The organism is Nocardia sp. CA-136227, assembly GCF_050955695.1.
Lineage (GTDB): Bacteria > Actinomycetota > Actinomycetes > Mycobacteriales > Mycobacteriaceae > Nocardia.
This window is the reverse complement of the sequence record NZ_CP192081.1, coordinates 3,601,198-3,621,021: the sequence shown is the minus strand read 5'-3', so window position 1 is coordinate 3,621,021 and position 19,824 is coordinate 3,601,198. Positions and strand designations below refer to the sequence as shown.

Annotated in this window: 16 protein-coding genes; 11 read left to right on the top strand and 5 right to left on the bottom strand. The window is 65.5% G+C overall.

All coding sequences use genetic code 11. From position 1 onward, the window contains the following. Window positions 1-106: 106 nt before the first annotated feature. From ACQP06_RS16590 to ACQP06_RS16580, 3 genes are all read left to right on the top strand, one after another. Window positions 107-847 (top strand): hypothetical protein, encoded by a 741-nt coding sequence (locus ACQP06_RS16590; protein WP_433673021.1) that lies wholly within the window; start codon window positions 107-109, stop codon window positions 845-847. Between the two features lie 267 nt (window positions 848-1,114). Further along, window positions 1,115-2,023: a cutinase family protein gene (locus tag ACQP06_RS16585; RefSeq protein WP_433673020.1), complete on the top strand. Its 909-nt coding sequence runs from the start codon at window positions 1,115-1,117 to the stop codon at window positions 2,021-2,023. Window positions 2,024-2,144: 121 nt separating this feature from the next. Next, window positions 2,145-2,948 (top strand): SDR family oxidoreductase, encoded by an 804-nt coding sequence (locus tag ACQP06_RS16580; RefSeq protein ID WP_433673019.1) that lies wholly within the window; start codon window positions 2,145-2,147, stop codon window positions 2,946-2,948. A gap of 57 nt (window positions 2,949-3,005) precedes the next feature. On the opposite strand, the gene ACQP06_RS16575 is transcribed toward ACQP06_RS16580, so the two are convergent. Next, entirely contained in the window at window positions 3,006-3,785 is a 780-nt protein-coding gene (locus tag ACQP06_RS16575; protein WP_433673018.1) for a hypothetical protein, read from the bottom strand. A gap of 403 nt (window positions 3,786-4,188) precedes the next feature. On the opposite strand from ACQP06_RS16575, the gene ACQP06_RS16570 reads away from it, so the two are divergent. Together ACQP06_RS16570 and ACQP06_RS16565 are read left to right on the top strand one after the other, a co-directional pair. After that, window positions 4,189-6,165 (top strand): hypothetical protein, encoded by a 1,977-nt coding sequence (locus ACQP06_RS16570; protein ID WP_433673017.1) that lies wholly within the window; start codon window positions 4,189-4,191, stop codon window positions 6,163-6,165. Then, the gene (locus ACQP06_RS16565; RefSeq protein ID WP_433673016.1) at window positions 6,165-9,785 is read left to right on the top strand and encodes a tetratricopeptide repeat protein; all 3,621 of its coding nucleotides are present in this window, start codon (window positions 6,165-6,167) and stop codon (window positions 9,783-9,785) included. Before ACQP06_RS16570 ends, ACQP06_RS16565 begins: the two co-directional genes overlap by 1 nt. A gap of 10 nt (window positions 9,786-9,795) precedes the next feature. Here ACQP06_RS16565 and ACQP06_RS16560 read toward each other — a convergent pair whose 3' ends face one another. The 3 genes from ACQP06_RS16560 to ACQP06_RS16550 form a co-directional block, all read right to left on the bottom strand. Beyond that, window positions 9,796-10,164 (bottom strand): hypothetical protein, encoded by a 369-nt coding sequence (locus ACQP06_RS16560; RefSeq protein WP_433673015.1) that lies wholly within the window; start codon window positions 10,162-10,164, stop codon window positions 9,796-9,798. Between the two features lie 219 nt (window positions 10,165-10,383). Further along, window positions 10,384-11,832 (bottom strand): NlpC/P60 family protein, encoded by a 1,449-nt coding sequence (locus ACQP06_RS16555; RefSeq protein ID WP_433673014.1) that lies wholly within the window; start codon window positions 11,830-11,832, stop codon window positions 10,384-10,386. Between the two features lie 312 nt (window positions 11,833-12,144). After that, the gene (locus tag ACQP06_RS16550) at window positions 12,145-12,687 is read right to left on the bottom strand and encodes an Rv1476 family membrane protein (RefSeq protein WP_433673013.1); all 543 of its coding nucleotides are present in this window, start codon (window positions 12,685-12,687) and stop codon (window positions 12,145-12,147) included. A 182-nt stretch (window positions 12,688-12,869) separates the two neighbouring features. Here ACQP06_RS16550 and ACQP06_RS16545 point away from each other — a divergent pair, with 182 nt between their 5' ends. Further along, window positions 12,870-15,662 carry an aconitate hydratase gene (locus ACQP06_RS16545; RefSeq protein WP_433673012.1) on the top strand — a complete coding sequence of 931 codons (2,793 nt, stop codon included), beginning with the start codon at window positions 12,870-12,872 and terminating at the stop codon, window positions 15,660-15,662. A gap of 202 nt (window positions 15,663-15,864) precedes the next feature. After that, window positions 15,865-16,431: a TetR/AcrR family transcriptional regulator gene (locus ACQP06_RS16540; RefSeq protein WP_357082556.1), complete on the top strand. Its 567-nt coding sequence runs from the start codon at window positions 15,865-15,867 to the stop codon at window positions 16,429-16,431. A gap of 29 nt (window positions 16,432-16,460) precedes the next feature. Here ACQP06_RS16540 and ACQP06_RS16535 read toward each other — a convergent pair whose 3' ends face one another. Beyond that, window positions 16,461-16,967: a MarR family winged helix-turn-helix transcriptional regulator gene (locus ACQP06_RS16535; RefSeq protein ID WP_433673011.1), complete on the bottom strand. Its 507-nt coding sequence runs from the start codon at window positions 16,965-16,967 to the stop codon at window positions 16,461-16,463. Between the two features lie 71 nt (window positions 16,968-17,038). Between ACQP06_RS16535 and ACQP06_RS16530 the strand changes: the two genes are divergently transcribed. The 4 genes from ACQP06_RS16530 (at window position 17,039) to ACQP06_RS16515 (ending at window position 19,761) form a co-directional block, all read left to right on the top strand. Beyond that, window positions 17,039-17,539, top strand: a complete 501-nt coding sequence (locus ACQP06_RS16530; RefSeq protein ID WP_433673010.1) for a cupin domain-containing protein — start codon at window positions 17,039-17,041, stop codon at window positions 17,537-17,539. A 182-nt stretch (window positions 17,540-17,721) separates the two neighbouring features. Continuing rightward, window positions 17,722-18,138, top strand: a complete 417-nt coding sequence (locus ACQP06_RS16525) for an acyl-CoA thioesterase (RefSeq protein WP_433673009.1) — start codon at window positions 17,722-17,724, stop codon at window positions 18,136-18,138. Between the two features lie 192 nt (window positions 18,139-18,330). Further along, complete coding sequence (locus ACQP06_RS16520) at window positions 18,331-18,792, top strand: hypothetical protein (RefSeq protein ID WP_433673008.1); 462 nt, start codon at window positions 18,331-18,333, stop codon at window positions 18,790-18,792. 9 nt (window positions 18,793-18,801) lie between these two features. Next, complete coding sequence (locus ACQP06_RS16515) at window positions 18,802-19,761, top strand: hypothetical protein (RefSeq protein ID WP_379280116.1); 960 nt, start codon at window positions 18,802-18,804, stop codon at window positions 19,759-19,761. Window positions 19,762-19,824: the final 63 nt, after the last annotated feature.

The window sequence follows — 19,824 nt, the reverse complement described above, 5'->3', positions numbered from 1 at the left end:
CGCGGCCGGACCGCGCCGAATCACCCCCACACAACGCCGTAAGCGGGCTTCTCCCGGCATCGATGACGCGCGCCTGATAAGGGAAAACACAGAAAGGCTCACCGTCGTGAGATTCACCGAAATCACCGGAACCGCCCTGACCGTCGGCACCGCCATCGTCCTGGCCACCGCGGGGAACCAGGCTGTCGCACACGCCGAGTCGCCGACCGGCCCGGCCATCGACTACACCGTCACGAACACAGAGTCGACCACCTTGATCCGGACCAGCGCGGGGTCTCTGGTGACAGAGAATGGCGTCTTCGAGGTCAAGGCCACCGACGGCACCACCGTCGCCGGCACCGAATTGAATTTCCGGGTCGACGATTTCGTGTTCCCGATCGAAGCCGCCATCGACGGCCGAGCCGCGACCCTGACCCCGCAGTTCGACCTTGCGCACGCCCAGTACAAGCCCGTGGCCCTCCCCTACGAGGACCAGGCGACCTGGAAGAACGAGCAGGAGCGCGAAACGGCCGCCTGGAACCGCATGACCAGCACCATCAGCATGGGAGCCACCATCGGCACCACAGCGGGCGCCGTGGGCGGCGGTGCCGTCGGTTGCGTCATCGGCGGAGTGTCCGGCGCGACTCTGACCGGGACGCTCGCGACCATGTTCGGCGGCCTGCCCAGCGAGGTCCAGGGCTGCATCGCCGGTGTGGCCGCGGGCGGATTCCTGGGCACCCTCGCCGGACAGGTCTTCGTCACCGCGCCGGTCGCGATTGCCGCGGCCGCACAGTACTTCACCACCATCAACCAGCCCATGCCGAACAAGCAGCAGAGCCAGCAGGGGCAGGACCAGGGGAAGAAGTAGCCCAGCGCAGCGGGAGGACACCGCCGAAACGGCTTCGCCGGAGCCCGGGTTCGCTCATCGAACCCGGGCTTCTCCGTCCGATCCTTCTGTGCCGCATCGCAATTCGCCACTCATCGTGCGTACTGCATGTCGCTTGGGAGCAACATCACCATTCCTGACCTTCTCATCGGATTCGATCAGCAACTACATTAGGGGATAGTTGATGAAATCATCACTGTCTGTCGCTTGTCTCCACCGAACGGGACAGCACGACCCCGAGGAGGAACCTTGCGATTGAAGAGATCGGTCGCGGCAGTGGTTGCCGTAGCGGCGTCGGGCCTTTCCAGCGCCGTGTTGGGTACAGGCAGCGCGGACGCGACACCCGGCTGCCCGACGCTCTATGTCGTCGCGATACCCGGCACCTGGGAGACGGGAGCGAACAGGGCCCCGATAGCCAACGGGCCGGGCATGCTGGCGGGAGTCACCGACGGGTTGCCCCACTCCACAGAAGTCACCTACGTCGACTACCCGGCCACCGCCTTCCCTTGGGAAGGCGACATGTACGGCTCATCCAAAAAGCAAGCAGTACAGAACGCGCGCGCACTGATCGGGGCGATGGCCCAAAGGTGTGACACCACCCGCGTCGCTCTCGTCGGATACAGCCAGGGCGCGGATGCCGCGGGAGACGTCGCGGCCGAGATCGGCACCGGCACGGGCGCCATCCCGGCGAACCGGTTCGCCGGTGTGGGCTTGCTGTCGGACCCGAGCCGCTCCCCCACCGATACCCAGGTCGGTCCACCCGTCGACGGCGCGGGCGCGGCCGGGCCTCGAGCGGGGGGCTTCGGAGTGGTCGGCGACCGGGTCCGCACCATCTGCGCTCGAGGAGACCTGTACTGCTCCGCCGATGATCAGGACGTGCTCACCAGGTTCGCCACCTATCTCGCCCGGCAGGATGCGATCCCGAACATCAGGTGGCTGTATGAGCTTCAGGCAGCCCGGCTACTCGCAGACGTGCGGGCACATGGCGGTCTCGCGGCCCTCCAGACGCAGCTCGGCTCCGACATGAGCCGCGATCACGCGCAGCAGCTGGCCACGTTCTACGCAACCGGAACTCACGAGTCCTATGGCACCTATCAGGTCGGCGACGGCCAGACCGCAACCGGCTGGATGCACAACTGGATCGCCGACATGGCGTGAAGGATGAACCCCCGCCTGCCAGATCCACCGATGCGACCACGAAATCGACGTCTCCGTCATGGAGCTCGACGAAGCCTCGTTCTGATTCGAGACGGCTTCCGGCGGCGACCAAAGATCCTTGATGAAAGGCACGACCGATGCTGCTCCCCCGACTGCCGGAATCCATCGGATGATCGAGCGCAAAAACATCTTGATCACCGGTGCCAGCTCAGGGCTCGGCGCGGGCATGGCGCGACAATTCGCTGCCCGCGGCAGGAACCTCGCCCTCTGCGCCCGCCGTGTCGACGAGCTCGAGAAGCTGCGCGACGACCTGCTGCGCTCCCACCCCGACATCACCATCACGCTCGCGCGACTCGACGTGAACGACCACGACCAGGTGTTCACCGTCTTCCACCAGTTCTCGCAGGAGATGGGGGGCCTCGACCGCGTGATCGTCAACGCCGGCATCGCTCAGGGCCACCCGATCGGCACCGGTGGGTTCGCGACGAACCGCGAAATCGCGAACACCAATTTCGTTGCCGCCCTTGCCCAATGCGAGGCAGCGATGGAGATCTTCCGTGCGCGCAACCAGGGTCACCTGGTGGTGATTTCCTCGATCGCAGCGCTGCGCGGGATGCCGAGCACGCCGACCTACTCAGCCACCAAAGCCGGTCTCGCGACCCTCGCCGAGGCGATCCGCGCCGAAACCCTCGCCACCCCGATCAATGTCACCACCATCTACCCCGGCTATATCCAATCCGACCTCGGCTCGCCCAACGCCAGGCGACCATTCGAGGTGTCAACCGAAGAAGGAGTGCGGGCCCTCGTGAAAGCAGTCGAACGTGAGGCGGGTCGAGCGACGGTGCCGTCTTGGCCCTGGGCACCAGTCGGACTCGCGTTGCGGCAACTGCCGCTGTCCTTGATCGCCAAGCTCGGTCAGCAGTAAGGGATTGGCCTCGACCCGGATCGTGGGAGATATCCACTCCGCATTCCGCGGTCGAAGTCAGATCCCGCGGTTACCACTCTGCATCCGGCGAACCTGCCTGTCGCGCAACGTTCGCATGTCGGCGATGAAGGCGCGGGCCGCCGACGCTGCGTCGACTTTGCCACTGCCGATGGCGTGCTCGATCCCTTCCTTGGTGTGGAATCCGCCGACACAGATCACAGGGATCGAGAGCGCTTCGGTGAATCGGGCAGCGCAGTCGAGGTTGAACCCCTCGGTGGGCGGTCGCAGTCGCCCGGCGACTCGTTCGGCGGCCGGTGCTGCGGCAAGCATCACCGCCTTGCGAAGACGAGAATTCGATGTCATCGGGCCCCGCGTCATCGAGTTGTAGACGAAGCCGCGATAGTTGCCCTGCACCATTCCGGGCCAGGATTCGTAGAGGCCGCGCGAGACCTCGATCGCATCGGCGCCGCTGTCCTGGAGCCAACGCGCGACCCGCACGAGTTCGGCCTTGCAGGCCCGGCGCAGCAGCAGATCGTCGGTTCCGTTCAGCTTCACCAGGATCGGGAACGAGTCTCCTACCTCTGCGCGAACCGCTGTCAACACCTCGAGCAGCAGGCGTGCCCGATTCTCGAGCGGGCCGCCGTACTCATCGGTTCGCCGGTTGGTGTGCGGGGTGAGGAATTGGCTGAGCAGGTAACCGTGCGCAGCGTGGATCTGTAGTCCGTCCATGCCCGCGTGGAGCGCTCGACCCGCAGCCCGCACGAAAGAGTCGACGACGATTAGGGGCAGTTCGTCGCCGCGCAGCGGGCTGGGCCGGATAGGCGCTCGCCGCGGCAATTCGGCTCAACCGCTCCATCCCCCACATATCAGTCATCGCGGGCCTCAATACAATTGGCGCACTCGCAGTGGTCAGACCCGGTGGCAGCGCGGCTATTCACGGACGATCCATCGACGGCCGGACTCAGTTCGTCCACTTTGGCCCGCGCTCGAGCTCCATCATGGGACTATCGGTGCCGATCGCACGCTGACCACCGAGGGCGTTGTGGACTACGACAGAGTTGCCGATATCCGGTCCCTGGACGAGCGCGGGGCCGTGATGGACGTGGGTTCGGGGTACCTGGTTGCACCTCGGCTTGTTCTCACCGTACGACACCTTGTCGAACCGGGGTGGGACGACGCCAGCGATGGCTTCCGCCCGTGCCATCCGAAATTTGAAGTGCGCGTAGGCCATCCACTTCACATGAAACCGGTCATCTGTACCGCGACGGTGGTGTGGCGTCACCGGTATCGAGACGCCGCTCTCCTCGAAATCGACACGAGCCTCAACCCTCGGCCGATCATGTGGGGACGGTTCGCGTGCAGTGATGACGCACAGTGCGAGTCGATCGGCTTCCCGCGATTTGCGCACTACGACGGCCGTCGGCATACGGTCGTTGTCTCGGGGCCAGTGAAGCCGTTCACCATGGGGCCGAAGAGTACGTATGCCCTCGAGATCGCTGTGGCCCCGACGTCAGGTAAACCGGACCCGGAAACGGATGGGGCAGAACAGGAAACGCACGAGGCGGAACCGGCGTGGAGAGGGCTATCCGGTGCAGCGGTGATCTGTGCCAATCATGTGATCGGGCTCCTCGCCAAGGACGACGAGCTGTTCGACAATCACATGATCTACGCAGTGCGCGTGAGTCAGCTGTTCACGGATGCCGTTTTCGTTGAGCATCTTCGACAGTCGTCCGGATGGACGCCGGTCATGGTTCCGATCGAATTCTCCCGAATCATTCAACGCCGCCCGCATCCCTTGACGCAGGGAGGTCCCGCATCGCTGCTTCGAGCTGCAACGGAGGCGGTTAGGTTTATCGAAAAAGGCTCTCAGCTCGAAGAACTGGCGCACTGGCGGGATGCAGGTGGTCCCCAGTTGTCCATCTGTCTCGTGACCGCCCCTGCCGGTGAGGGCAAGACTCGGCTTGGGCGCGAGTTCCTGCAACGAAGTGACGAGGCTGGCTTCGCCACGGGGTTCGTGGAAGCAGCGATCAGCATTCAGCAGCACTGGGCGACGCTCTCTCGTAGTGTTCTGCCGCTGGTGCTGGTCAGCGACTACGCCGAGTCGCGTCCCGGCGACCTGCTGGAGTTGGTGAAGGCGTCGATGATGGATCCACCGCAGCGACGTGTGTGCCTGTTGCTGCTGGCACGGTCGAAAGGCTCGTGGTGGGGACATCTGGACAGCGTCGGTGGGACAATCGTTCACGGCCACGTACTTCTGGAACCGCTCGGTAACGCCATGGAGGCCCGTATGACCGCCTACTGCCAGGCTGTCAGCGACCTGGGCCGACGCCTCGCCGAGCGACACAGCGACCCCCGGTACCGCCACGCGGCTGAACGCCTCACGGCCGACCCGCCCGATCTCAGCGACACGAGCTACACCAATGCTCTGTCTCTGCAGATCAAGGCTTATCTTGATCTGCGCGACGCCGTCGAGGACGGACTCGCGGGGCGTACAGCCGAGCCTGACGATCCCGACACCGAGTTCGTGAGACACGAACAGTCCTATCTGGAACAAGTGGCGCGGCGAAAAGGTTTGTACGGCAAGGACATTATCTCGCCCCGTGTGGACAACTTCGATCGTGACGTGGAGGTCAAGAAGGTGCTCGACACCTTGTTGTGCGCAACGATCCTACTCAACCCCGTCGATGACGACGCTGCCGTCCGGATCATCCAACGGTCGGTGCCCGGCCAGCACAACGAAGATGTGTTGTCATGGATGCGTGAGGTGTATCCGCCGACGGGTGAGGGGACCGATACCATCGGGCGCGTCGAGCCTGACCGAATCGCGGAGTTCTTGGTGGGCGAAATGTTGTCTGCCGATAAGGATCTCACGGCGCTGATCGGCGGGTGGGTGGATACGGAGCAGACCGCGCACCACATGCTGCTGGTCCTCGCCCGAACCGCCACGCATGCCAAGTTTCAGGCAGTGATCGATCCCCAGATTTCCGATCTGATCGTCGAGTACCCGTCGTTCTTCGCCGAACCTGCGAAACAGCTTGTGAAGACCGCACAGCGGGCGGCACCAATCGTGCAAGGTATCAAGCGACTGCCTGTCCCCACGCGGCGGCCCGCGCCTGTGGATCTGTCCTATGGACGACGACAGCTACCGATACTTTTCCCCGCGCCACGACCCGCCGGCCCGGCGGTCGGGAACGACCCACATGGCAGGGAGAACTGATGGCTGAGTGCGACGCCTTTATCTCCTACGCTCACGGCGACAGGCCGAGGGTGCACATCCTGGCTGAGCAACTGCGTCGGCGTGGTCTCGTCGTACAGCTCGACGGTTGGAAACTGCGTCCTGGCGAACGATGGGCGTCCTCGATCGAAAACATGATGGCAGCCTCACGAGCCGTCGTCCTGGTGATCAGCTCGGCATGCCTGCACAGCACGTGGCAGCAGGAAGAATACGCGGCATTGCTGCGACAGTCCGTGGCAAGCGATGATCGGATCTTTCCGGCCGTCATCGACGATATCGAGTTCCCTACCTGGCTGAGAATTCGCCAGTGGATCGATCTTCGCGGCGAGGGCCACGGCGAAACCAAAGAGCAGCTGATCGACGCACTTGTCGCCGCGATCAAGAAGGCTGGTCGTCAGCGTCACGTTGGGCTCAATGCCTTCTTGCACCACGCCGTCGCGCGCCAGAACCATACTGTGCATGCCAGTTTCACCTTGACGATCACTGCTTCGCGTGCAGTCCTGCGCGAGGACTTCGGCCACCGAGAACCGGTCGAGTCGTTGGTCCATACCACCCATCCCCGAGTCCAGGAACTGGCTGTAGTCGCTCGCCACCATCCCAACCCGGCGCTGCTGCGAGATCTTGGCATTGCTTTGGGAGAGGACCTGCTGCACGGCGACATCGCCGATGGTCTGCGCCACGCATTGAATGAAGCAAAACGACGCGACGCGGTGGTCCGGCTCGCGCTTGAAGTGGCGGAACCTGAACTCAGCGCCCTTCCATGGGAGGCGATGAGTGTCGAGGGTGTGTCGGCCCCTCTCGCCCTGCATCCGCACCTGCAGCTGTACCGGCGCAGCATCTACGGCCCACCAACAATTCCACAGCTGACGGCCGCAGGACCGCTCCGCGTCCTGGCAGTGACCTCCTCACCAGAGCCCAGCAATGCCGACACCGCATTGCAACTTCTGCTCGACAGCCTCGCCCCGTTACGCGACCGCGCCGTGGATGTTCGAATACTCAACAGAGCCAGCCTGCCTTCGATCGCGGCGGCACTCGGCGCCGAACCCTGCCATATCCTTCACATCTCGTGCCAGACCCGATTCGGAGAGTTGCTGCTGGAAGATGAAGACGGTGGAGCAGACATCGTCGGCCCCAACCGCTTCGCCGATGCGATCGCAGCTCGAGTATCGCTTGTCATGCTCGCTACCCGCGAGACCGCTGACCCGATCGATACCAAGGGGTTCAGGGACGGATCGTTTGCCAACACTCTTCTTGCACAAGGAATTCCAGCTGTCATCGCGATGACCGGCGTGGTGAGCGAAAACTATGCCGCAACATTCGCCAGCGCACTCTACCGGGAGCTGGCAACGACTACTGAACCCAATGTGCTGACATGTTTCTCCGAAGCACGACGGCGCGTCGAGCTCGGACGCCGCGACCTGGCGACCTTCTCATCCCAGGTCGGTCCGCCCGAGTGGGCACGTCCGGTACTGCTGACGCGCTCGGTGCCCTCGATCCTGTTCCAAATCAGCGAATCCTCGGAGACCAACAACGATCTTCCTTCCCCACCCGAAAGTTTCGTGGGAAGGCAGGCCGAAGTGCGAGAACTGATGTCGGTTCTCTTGGAAGAAGGCGCGGTCGCGGTCATTACCGGGCCAGCAGGAATGGGTAAGACCGCGTTGGCTCGCAATGTCATCGGACGATCGGGACTGGTGCCGGTGAGTCCTCCGCCAGGTCGGGTCAGCGCGCAAGCGATCCGGGATGTGCTGCCCGGCCCTGAGCTGACCAAACCCTGGGTGTTGTTCCTGGATAGGTTTGAAGGGAACTTGCGTCGCTCCGATCATGCAGGAGAGATCCGGGATGCCGAAGTGCGCCAAGCCATCGAGGACGCGTTGACCCTCCACGGTGGTCGAGTGCTCGTCACCACTCAGATCCCGGTGGCGTTCTCTGCACTAGGAGGAACACGAGCCGCATCGCATCCGATCCGCGCACTTTCAGAAGCCGAATCTCGGCTACTGATGTGGCATTTGCCCAGTTTGCGAACTTTGACGGACGAGGAGCAGATGTACATCGGGCGCCTCGCCGGCGGCAACCCTCAAGTACTGCTGACCCTGAACATGATGATGGAGCGCGAGCAGGTGCCTTTTGACCACTTGCGAAGCGAACTCAGCGACGAGGCACCATGGACGCTCGTGAAGCCTGTCAGACGGCATATCGAGCTGCTGGCGATCGAGGAATTCGAGTTGCTTTTGTGGCTGAGTGTGTTTCGAGTCGGCCCCAAACGTGCCATGTGGGAGAACGAGCAGGAAGCGACACTCAGATATTTGGTGTCACAGGGATTTGTCACAGTCGCGGGTGATCACGAACCGCGACATTCAGTGCATCGTATTGTCACAAGGACCGTGCTGCAGAGCTCGCGGGCAGATCCTTCCCGGATACGAGCGGCCCATTCCGGCGCCGCCTCGTACTGGCGGTCAAACGCATCGAGCGAGTCGGCGATCATGGCGCTGGGAGAGGCAAGGTATCACCTCCATCAGATCGACGATATGGACGAAGCGCTGGATGTGACAGTCGAACTCGGTCGTCTGCTGCGCAGAGCAGGCAAGTTGTCCGACGAGGCCGACCTCTACCGCACGACGTTGTCCTGGATCGCCGACAGCGATCCGCGCACAGCGATGCTTGCAGTCGGCCTGGGCGACGCGCTTGACGCGCTCGAGCTCCCCGACGAAGCAGAGACCAACTATCGACGCGCACTGGCGGTTTGCAATTCCCAAGGCGATCGAAATACCGCAAGCCGGATCGCGTTTCGCCTCGGCCTCGTACATCAAAAGCGAGGGGAACTCTCAACAGCCGAGTCCTGGTACCAATCGTGCCTTGCCTTGTCGACAGAGCAGGCGGATCGCCCACGAAATGCAGCCGCGTATCACCAGCTCGGAATCCTGTCACAGATTCAAGGAATGTACGACACTGCGGAAGAATGGTACCGCAAGGCGGTGGCGGTCGCCGAGGACGACGATCGGCGTGCTCTCAGCAACAACCAGATCGCCAATCTCACATTCAGGCGCGGCGACTACCAAGAGGCGACCACACTTTATCAGCAAGCACTGGAAATCCTTCAGCGGGCGGGAGATCAGCACGGCACTGCGGTCGCGCTGCAAAATCTGGGTCTGGTCGCGTACCAGCTCCGCGACTTTCCTCGAGCCCGATCGCACTTTCGCCGGGCACTTCATCTCGCCGAGAATCTGGGCGAACGCACGCTCGAAGCCGCGTGTTTGCAGTCCCTCGCATTCGTGTTCGCTGATATCGAGGACGATGCACACGCACTAACGTACTTCGAGCAGGCGCTCGCAATCTTCGAGGAGATAGGCGACACCAGCGAAGTGGCCAGCGTCAGTAGCGAGATCGCGCGGATGCTGACCCGGCTCGGCCGAGCGGAAGACGGACTGCCGTACGGGCTGATGAGCTTGCTTCTGGCGATCGACCTGGGGTCCCACGAGGTTGGTGCCACCAGTGGTTTGCTGGCAGAACAGCGCGCCGCGCTTGGATCCGAGCGCTTCAGTCAGATCCTGGCCGAGACGCTTGACCCGGACAAGGTCGCGATCATCGCGAGTGTGCTGGATTGACCAGCACCGGTCAGTCCTTCAAATCTGAAGGAGCGCCACCCGACAAGGGGCGCTGCGCAGATGACTTCTCCTTCTTCATCAAGGCCGGCACCCGGCCGTCGAGAAGAAACTCGATTGTGAAACCTTTCGATTTCCAAATAAGAACGAGCAACAGCAACAAGTAGGCAAAGAAACCCGTCGCGAGACCGATACAGTACCAACCGAACAGTCGTCCGCCATCCGGAAATAGCGCCGTGACCGCCGACCCTCCGACAGCTCCGGCGATCGTACCGATGTCGCGAACGCCAATCTTGTCATCTCGATGCCTGTTGACGTAGTAGAGGACCCATCCCATCACGACACCGAAAAGGCAGGCCCCGACCTGCTCCACGATTCCCATATGTTCCCGCCATAGCCGTAGGACAGCAGCAGACGTGATTCTCCCAGACCCAGGGCATCGCTGTCGGCCGTTACAGCTAGGGAATCGGGCGTCGCTACTCGAGTTCGCCGATGTTGCCGATGACCCGATTCAGCTTGGCCTTAGGGTCGGCGAGGGTGTAGGTGACACAGACCAGCAGCCCAACCACTCCCCCGCCCGGGAACTCATCAGCCCGGTGGGTCAGGAGATGATGCGGACGGCGTAGGGCATGATGCCGTCTTCTCGGACCGCGGAGACCTTGACGACCTCGCCGGATTGCGGAGCCTCGATCATCTTGTTGTTGCCGATGTAGAGGGCTACGTGCTGGGAGCCGCCTGGGCCCCAGAAGAGCATGTCGCCGCGGGCTCGTTCGGAGACGGGAACCCTTGTGCCCATGGTGTATTGGTAGCCGGAGTAGTGCGGGAGGGAGACGCCGACGCCGGCGAAGGCGTAGATCATGAGGCCGGAGCAGTCGAAGCCGGTCTTGTTGTAGTCGCCGTAGCTGTCGGCGGTGCCGCCGTCGCGGATGCCGAGGGTGGGGCCGTCCTCGTCGCCGCCGCCCCAGGCGTAGACGACGCCGAGTTGGGACATGGCGCGGTCGACGACGGTTTCGATGAGTTCGGAGCGGGAGCCGCCGCTGGGACGGGTGGTCTGGGTGTCGGAGCGGTTGGGCTGGGGGCGGCGCGGGGGTGGGGAGGAGTCCTGGACCTTGTGCGGGCGGTGGCTCTGACCGACCTGGTTGGCGCGGTCGGCGGCGGCACGGTCGGCGGCCACGCGGGCGGCGGCGGCGACCGCGGCGGCGCGAGCGGCGGCCTGGGCGGCGGCTTCCTCGGCCTTACGCTGCTGATCCCAGGCGACGAAGGCGTCGCGCTGGCTCTGCAGGCCGGCCACATTGGCGCGGGCGGAGTCCAGGCGCTGCTGGGCCGAGTCACGCTGGGAGACAAGGCCGTTGCGGACATTGTTCTGCGTGTTGAACTCGGCCTGGGCGGTGGTGACCGCGTTCTGCGCGTCGGCCTTCTTGGCGTCGGCGGCGGCCGCGGCCGCGTCGGCGGCCTGCTGAGCCTGCTTGGCGGCCGAGGTCTTGTTGGCCTGGTCGACCTGGGCGTGGCGCAGGCCATCGACGACCTGCTGCTGGTTCTTGGAGGCGATGGTCAGGATCTGGGCGCGGTTGAGCGCGATCTCGGGGCTCGGCGCGGCCATATAGCTGATCAGTGAGGTGGAGCCGGGACGCATGTAGACCTGCGCGACGTACTTGTCGAAATTGCCGTGCGCGGTATCGACTTTCGCGCCCGCGTCGGTCAGCTCCTGCTGGCACTGCACCACGGTCTGGGCGGCGGCATCGGCGGCGTCGCGGGCGATCTGCAGATCCACCAGGGCCTTGTTCACCGCTTCGCGGCGCACGGCGATCGCGTCGTCGAGCTGTTGCAGCTGCTGTTCGGCGGTGGCGACCTGGTTGATGAGCGCGCCGACCTCGCCGACACCGGCGTCGACCTGGGCTCCGGCGGCATTGAGGTCGCCGTCGCTGGGATTGGCGGGTGGGGGTGGGACCGCATGCCCGGAGGCCATGCCACAGGCCAGCACGACGGCCGCTACGAGCAACTCCGTAGCGACTCGCGCTGGACGTCCGCGCCGCTTCGCCGGTCGTCGCATCGCACCTCCCTGGAGTCCCATTCGGCACATCTGTCCCAGGCGTGCCATCGCGAAACCGTACGACATGTCAAGGATCGCTCTGATCAGCCACGCCACAATCACACATATGTAATTCGTCAGTAGCCACATATTTGCAGGTGAACCACACAATCACCATGCGTCACATGACACGACACGCATCACTGATCGCGCGTGTCGCATACGAACCGGGCGGTTTGCTTTACCGCGCACCCGGATTCGGGCAATGAAAAAGGGGCCCGGGACGAACCCGAACCCCACCCGGCGACCCCGTCGCCGTCGGCAGTGGAAGCCCTACCCCACCGGAGTCGACGGCCGCGCGCCCTCCGGAGCCCGCCGCGACTTCACCACGTACAGCCCGCCGATCCCCGCGAGCAGCAGGCCCAGCAGCACCAGCGTGATCACCGTCCACGACACCGCCTCCGGCTGCTGCAGCCGATCCACGAAAACCCGTGCGGCGTCGGCGGTGTGCTCGGGCCCGCGATACTTTGCCCCGTCCTCGGCGCGCTCGAGCCGCCCGCGGGTGAACTGGTCGCTGAAGGTGCCGACCCAGTCGTCGCTGAAAACCACCACGGTGCCGTGCTCGATCTTGCCGACCTCGTTGGCCAGATCGCGCAGGTTCGCCTCGATCCCCGGATTGCCCGGCACCACAACGATATCGAGCTCGACGCCCTGATCGCGCGCCTCGGCGGCGATGGCCGCGAGGGCCTCCTGGTCGCGTCCCTCGGGGGCGGCGACATGGTTGTCGTCGAGATCGGCGATGATCTTATTCAAGTCGGTGTTCGGCGGTAGTTCCGCCTTCACGGGCGTGAAAACCGAGGGGTGCGAGACGGTCACGAACGCAGGGTACGGGACGGCTTGTCAGATCGCCTCACCGCGCCACACAGTTCCCGCCCCCGATGTGCTCACAGGACAAGCGTACTGTTAATGTCGGAAAACGGACGAGGCCCGCGCCTCGACGAGGCCATCGGCACAGCCCCGCCGCTGGCCCTCCCATTCACAGACGAGTGGAGCTGAACGTGACGAGTATCGATACCTTCGGCGCCAAGGGCACCCTCGAGGTCGGAAGCAACTCTTACGAGATCTTCCGGCTCTCGGCCGTGCCCGGCACCGAGAAGCTGCCCTACGCCCTGAAGGTCCTCGCGGAGAACCTCCTTCGCACCGAGGACGGCGCGAACATCACCGCCGACCAGATCCGCGCCCTCGCAGCCTGGGATCCGTCGGCCGAGCCCGACACCGAGATCCAGTTCACCCCGGCCCGCGTGATCATGCAGGACTTCACCGGCGTGCCCTGCATCGTCGACCTGGCCACCATGCGTGAGGCCGTCACCACCCTCGGCGGCGACCCGAACAAGGTCAACCCGCTGTCCCCCGCCGACATGGTCATCGACCACTCGGTCATCCTCGACGTGTTCGGCACCGCCGATGCCCTCGAGCGCAACGTCGACCTGGAGTACGAGCGCAACGGCGAGCGTTACCAGTTCCTGCGCTGGGGCCAGGGCGCCTTCGACGACTTCAAGGTCGTCCCGCCGGGCGTCGGCATCGTGCACCAGGTCAACATCGAGTACCTGGCCCCCACCGTCATGGTCCGCAACGGCCAGGCCTACCCCGACACCTGTGTCGGCACCGACTCGCACACCACCATGGTCAACGGCCTGGGCGTGCTGGGCTGGGGCGTCGGCGGCATCGAGGCCGAGGCCGCCATGCTGGGCCAGCCGGTCTCCATGCTGATCCCGCGCGTCGTCGGCTTCAAGCTGACCGGTGAGATCAAGCCGGGCGTGACCGCCACCGACGTCGTGCTCACCGTCACCGACATGCTGCGCAAGCACGGTGTGGTCGGCAAGTTCGTCGAGTTCTACGGTGCCGGTGTGTCCGAGGTTCCGCTCGCGAACCGCGCCACCCTGGGCAACATGAGCCCGGAGTTCGGCTCCACCGCGGCGATCTTCCCGATCGACGAGGAGACCATCAACTACCTGCGCCTGACCGGCCGCAGCGACGAGCAGCTCGCGCTCGTCGAGGCGTACGCCAAGGAGCAGGGCATGTGGCACGACGCGGCCAACGAGCCCGCGTACTCGGAGTACCTGGAGCTGGATCTGGGCACCGTGGTGCCGTCCATCGCCGGCCCGAAGCGCCCGCAGGACCGGATCCTGCTGTCGGAGAGCAAGAACGCCTTCCGCCAGGACATCCGCACCTACACCAACGACCCGGTGCCGCACACCGCGCTGGACGAGGCCATCGAGGAGTCCTTCCCGGCCAGCGACCCGGTCGCCCCGGGCACCGCCTCCGACGACTCGGCCGTCCCGACCGCCGCCAACGGCAACGCGGGCCGTCCGTCCAAGCCGATCAAGGTGTCGGACCCGGAGCGCGGTGACTTCGTCCTGGATCACGGCGCCGTCGTGGTCGCGGGCATCACCTCCTGCACCAACACCTCGAACCCGTCGGTCATGATCGGCGCGGCCCTGCTGGCCCGCAACGCCGTCGAGAAGGGCCTCGCGTCCAAGCCGTGGGTCAAGACCAACATGGCCCCGGGCTCGCAGGTCGTCGCCGACTACTACGAGAAGGCCGGCCTGTGGCCGTACCTCGAGAAGCTGGGCTTCTACGTGGGTGGCTTCGGCTGCACCACCTGCATCGGCAACACCGGCCCGCTGCCGGAGCAGATCTCGGCCGCGATCAACGACAACGACCTGTCGGTCACCGCCGTGCTGTCGGGTAACCGCAACTTCGAGGGTCGCATCTCCCCCGACGTGAAGATGAACTACCTGGCCTCCCCGCCGCTGGTCATCGCGTACGCGCTCGCGGGCACCATGGACTTCGACTTCGAGGTCGACGCCCTGGGCACGGACACCGACGGCAACGATGTCTTCCTGAAGGACATCTGGCCGTCCGCGCAGGAGATCGACGACACCATCAAGTCGGCGATCAGCCGGGACATGTTCACCAAGTCCTACGCCACCGTCTTCGACGGCGATGCGCGCTGGCAGGGTCTGAACACCCCCGAGGGCGACACCTTCGCGTGGGACGAGAAGTCGACCTACGTCCGCAAGGCGCCGTACTTCGACGGCATGTCGATGGAGCCGACCCCGGTCTCCGACATCAAGGGCGCGCGCGTGCTGGCGCTGCTGGGCGACTCGGTCACCACCGACCACATCTCCCCCGCCGGTCCGATCAAGCCGGGCACCCCGGCCGCGCAGTACCTGGACGCCAATGGCGTTGCGCGCAAGGACTACAACTCGCTGGGCTCGCGTCGTGGTAACCACGAGGTGATGATCCGCGGCACCTTCGCCAACATCCGTCTGCGCAACCAGCTGCTGGACGACGTCTCGGGTGGCTACACCCGCGACTTCACCCAGCCGGGTGGCCCGCAGGCCTTCATCTACGACGCCTCGCAGAACTACCAGGCCGCGGGCATCCCGCTCGTCGTGCTGGGCGGCAAGGAGTACGGCTCGGGTTCCTCGCGTGACTGGGCCGCCAAGGGCACCAGCCTGCTGGGCGTCAAGGCCGTGATCACCGAGTCGTTCGAGCGCATCCACCGCTCGAACCTGATCGGCATGGGCGTTGTGCCGCTGCAGTTCCCGGCCGGCCAGTCGGCCGCGTCGCTGGGCCTGGACGGCACCGAGACCTTCGACATCGAGGGCATCACCAAGCTGAACGAGGGTGTGACTCCGAAGACCATGAAGGTCACCGCCACCAAGGAGAACGGCGAGAAGGTCGTCTTCGACGCGGTCGTCCGCATCGACACCCCCGGTGAGGCGGACTACTACCGTAACGGCGGCATCCTGCAGTTCGTGCTGCGCAACATGATTCGCGGCTAGTCACTGCGATGTAGCTCGGTTCTCGAAGGGCTGTTTCGAAACCGAGTCGTGGTGGTGGGCACCGGAATCGCGTGAAAGCGCAGCTCCGGGGCCCGCCACGCGACCCCTCACCGGGTCGCTTCGCTCGTCGCTCGTGCGGGTTCTCCGATTTGGTCGCAAGATCGATACGGGGAACCCGCACAACACGTTTCGGAGGAGTCCAGTGCCCAAGGTCTCAGACGACCACCTCGCCGCCCGGCGCAGCCAGATCCTCGACGGAGCCCGCAGCTGCTTCGCCGAGTTCGGCTACGAGGGCGCCACCGTGCGTCGTCTCGAAGAAGCGACCGGTCTGTCGCGGGGCGCGATCTTCCACCACTTCCGGGACAAGGACGCGCTGTTCCTGGCGCTGGCCCAGGAGGACGCCGGCCGCATGGCCGAAGTCGCCGCCAATCAGGGTCTGATCCAGGTGATGCGCGATATGCTCGCCCGCCCCGAGGATTTCGACTGGCTGGGCACTCGCCTCGAGATCGCCCGCCGCCTGCGCAACGACCCGGAGTTCCGGGCCAACTGGGAAGAGCGCTCCGAGGAGCTCACCGCCGCCACCGTGGCCCGTCTGGAGCGCCGCAAGGCCGCCGGCGCGTTGCGCGACGACGTCCCCACCGAGGTACTGCTCGGTTACCTGGACCTCGTCCTCGACGGTCTCATCGCCCGCATCGCCTCCGGCCACGCGGGCAACAACCTCGAAGCCGTACTCGATCTGGTCGAGGCCTCGATCCGCCGCAAGGCGTGATCTCGCGGGGCGAATGCGCCCCGCGCTCGTCAGCTCTCGCGTTCGAGATCGGCGAGCAGTAGCCGCGAGATGCGGTCGAGTTCCTTGCGATCCGCGGCGCTCAGCACCGACAGGATGCGGGTCTCGTTCTCGAAGTGGTCGGTGACCACGATGTCGATCAGATGCAGGCCGCGGTCGGTGAGCGCCACCTTGATGGCGCGCCGGTCGCCCGCGTCGGCGATGCGGCGCACCAGACCGGCCTGCTCCAAACGGTCGAGGCGGCCGGTCATGCCCGCGCGCGACATCATCAGGGTGTCGGCCAGGGCGGAGGGGTTGAGCTCGTAGGGCTCCCCCGAACGGCGCAGCGCCGCAAGTACATCGAACTCGCCGCGCTGCAATCCGTGTGCGGTGAACACCGTTTCGATCTTCGCGCCCGCCACCGCGGCCAGCCTGCCCAGGCGGCCGATGATCTCCATGGCCTCGCCGTCCAGGTCCGGCCGCTCCCGCCGCCACTGTGCCGCGATGGTGTCCACGGCGTCGGTCTCGTTCTCACCCATGGACAACACTCTATTCGATGCCATATAGTTCGGTAGCGAATTATCAATCACCGAATGATTCGGAGCTTGCCATGAACGCCACTTCCCGCCCCGCCGCCATCCGCCGCCCGGAGGACTCCGAGATCATCGGCGCGGGGCAGCCCGCCTCGGTGCGCCTGCTCATCGACTCCGAGGAGGCGGGCGGGTCGGTCAGCACCGTCGAGGTGACCCTGGCCGAGGGCGCCGACGGGGCCGCGCCGCACTATCACACGCTCTCCGACGAGCTGTTCTTCGTCGCCGACGGCGAACTCCAGGTCATGGCCGGGGACGAGATCGTCACGGTCGGGGCGGGCGGGGCGCTGGTGGTCCCGAAGTTCATGCCGCACGCCTTCGGCGCGGTCCCCGGCTCCTCGGCCCGCCTGTTCATCGCCCTCATGCCGGGCGTGGAGCGGCACGGGTACTTCCGCTTCCTGGAGCAGCTGGCGCTGGGGCAGACCACCCCGGCCGACATCGAGGCGGCGCAGAAGGAGTACGACAACTACTTCATCGACGCCCCGCGGTGGTGGGCCGAGCGCACCGCGAACCGCGCCTGAACACGCGAGTTCGCCTGCCGCGCCGCGTATTCGCCGAGCGCCGGCGCGGTTCACCGGCAACTGATCGCAACACCCGCCGAGCCCTCCTGCCCGGCGGGTAGCCCGGGAGTCGCCGGGCCGACTGTGCGGTAGGCCACCCGAAACGCGGAATGATCATCGGGTCGTCCCGGGTTGGACCTTGCATGGCATTCTCTGTTCCCATCACCGTGCGCGGCTATGAGCTCGACATCAACGGGCATCTCAATCAGGCGGTCTACCTCCAGTACGCCGAGCACGCCCGCTGGGAGCTGCTGAAGGCCGCGGGCATCGCCGGGGAGAAGATGGTGGCCGCGGGGATCGGGCCGGTGGTGCTGGAACAGACCATCAAGTACCAGCGGGAACTGCATCTCGGCGACGAGGTGATGGTGAGCTGTGAGTTCGAATTCCCCGGCGGCAAGATTTTCCGGATGCGCCAGCGCATCGTGAAACTCGACGGTACCGTGTCGGCGGAGATCGACGCCGTGTCCGGCATTCTCGACCTCGCGGCCCGCAAACTTGTTGCGGATCCCGGTGCGGCACTGCGGGCCGTGGCCGACTCGCCCGACGCCCTGGGCCTTTAGCCCCGCGACGCCCGTCCGCACCCACCCCGGTTGTTCAGCGAAAATCTTTCGGCGGGAGCGATTTCCGAAACCTCGGTGAAGTTTGCCGAGGTGGCTGAAATCTGTCGATGCGGACCGAATTCGACCCGTCGCGGGATATGATTCAGATCACGCTCGGCCCCGCAGCAAATCCCGAGCAGATCGGAGTTCCGCATGACCGGCGCCCTGCACCGAACGGGATCGGCGACCCTCGCCAACACCTCGCCACCGCTACCCGGCTACCTTGTCGCAGCCACCGAGCGAAGTATCAGCGTGCGCGTCGGCGACGGCACCTGGACTCTGGATCGCGCGGATGTGCTCGACATCGCCCGGTGGGACGCTGCGAGTGCGCAGAGCGGTTGCGAGGGCCGTCCGGTCCTGGTGCGGATACGGTCCGGCGCCACTGCCGATTTCACCCAGCGCCGTCGCGTCGAGGTCACCGACCGTCCGCTGACGCTGGCGCCGGAGCAGAGTCCCGCGCGCGGTGACGACGAGCTGCGCCGGCAGACCGAGACCTGGGCCCGCGGACTGGATCTGACCGCGGGGCCGGGGGTCGGCGGGGCCACCATGACCTGCTGCCAGACCCGGTCGCACAACGGCAGCGACGACGGCATCGCCTGCGACAGCCTCGACTGACGGGCACGCATGGCCGCCCGCACCATGGGCTCGGTCCTCATCGTCACCGAGGCCGAGGATCTCCACGGCGATGCCCTCGCCGCTACGCTGCGTAAATTTCACGGACACAGTCCGATTCGGCTCGACATGCGTGACTTCCCGCGCGAGAACGGCACTTTCCGGCTCGGCGCGGACGGCTCCTACCGCAGCCTGTCGCACATCTTCGGACTCGACGACGTCACCTCGGTGTGGTGGCGACGCCCGCACCCCACCCTGGTGCCGGGCGGGCTGAGCGCCGAGGACGACGACTACCGCCGCGCCGAGTGCGACGGGTTCCTGCAGGGGCTGCTGTGGTCGATCCCGGCCCTGTGGGTCAACGACCCCGGGGCCGACCGCACCGCGGGGCGCAAGATCGTGCAGTTGGAGACCGCCGCCCGGGCCGGATTCGCGATTCCGGAAACCCTCGTCACCAATGATCCCGACGAGGCGCGTTCCTTCGTCGAATCCCGGCCCGGGCCAGTGGTTTACAAGCGCTCCGGCACCGGGCGCGGGGCGTTCACCGAGACCCGCCTGTTCACCCCGGCCGATTTCGACCGGCTCGCCACGATCCGCAACTCCCCCACCATCTTCCAGGACTACATCCACGCCGAGAGCGACCTGCGCATCGTGTGGGTGGACGGCATCGAGTGGGTGGTGCGCATCGACTCGCAATCCGGTGTGGGACGGGTGGATTCGCGCCTGGACACCTCGGTGGCGTTCACCGCCGATCGCCTGCCCGCCTCGGTGAGCAAGTCACTGACCACGCTGATGGGCGCGCTCGGACTGGCTTTCGGCGTGCTGGACCTGCGGGTGGGGCTCGACGGCGAGTTCTACTTCCTGGAGGTGAACCCCCAGGGGCAGTTCGCCTATCTCGAGATCAAGACCGGTCTGCCGATTTTCCGGAGCCTGGCGAATCTGCTGGTGCTCGGCGACGGGACCGTGACCCCGTAGCGGCCGCACGCCATCGCGAGCGGAGCGAGATCGCAAGTCCCCGACCGGCATTCACCGGCCGGG

Coding starts and splice junctions, on each gene's coding strand:
- ACQP06_RS16530 (WP_433673010.1), top strand. CDS start 17,039: ATGAACGCCACTTCCCGCCCCGCCGCCATCCGCCGCCCGGAGGACTCC.
- ACQP06_RS16580 (WP_433673019.1), top strand. CDS start 2,145: ATGAAAGGCACGACCGATGCTGCTCCCCCGACTGCCGGAATCCATCGG.
- ACQP06_RS16525 (WP_433673009.1), top strand. CDS start 17,722: ATGGCATTCTCTGTTCCCATCACCGTGCGCGGCTATGAGCTCGACATC.
- ACQP06_RS16570 (WP_433673017.1), top strand. CDS start 4,189: ATGAAACCGGTCATCTGTACCGCGACGGTGGTGTGGCGTCACCGGTAT.
- ACQP06_RS16560 (WP_433673015.1), bottom strand. CDS start 10,164: ATGGGAATCGTGGAGCAGGTCGGGGCCTGCCTTTTCGGTGTCGTGATG.
- ACQP06_RS16535 (WP_433673011.1), bottom strand. CDS start 16,967: ATGGGTGAGAACGAGACCGACGCCGTGGACACCATCGCGGCACAGTGG.
- ACQP06_RS16515 (WP_379280116.1), top strand. CDS start 18,802: ATGGCCGCCCGCACCATGGGCTCGGTCCTCATCGTCACCGAGGCCGAG.
- ACQP06_RS16555 (WP_433673014.1), bottom strand. CDS start 11,832: ATGCGACGACCGGCGAAGCGGCGCGGACGTCCAGCGCGAGTCGCTACG.
- ACQP06_RS16520 (WP_433673008.1), top strand. CDS start 18,331: ATGACCGGCGCCCTGCACCGAACGGGATCGGCGACCCTCGCCAACACC.
- ACQP06_RS16565 (WP_433673016.1), top strand. CDS start 6,165: ATGGCTGAGTGCGACGCCTTTATCTCCTACGCTCACGGCGACAGGCCG.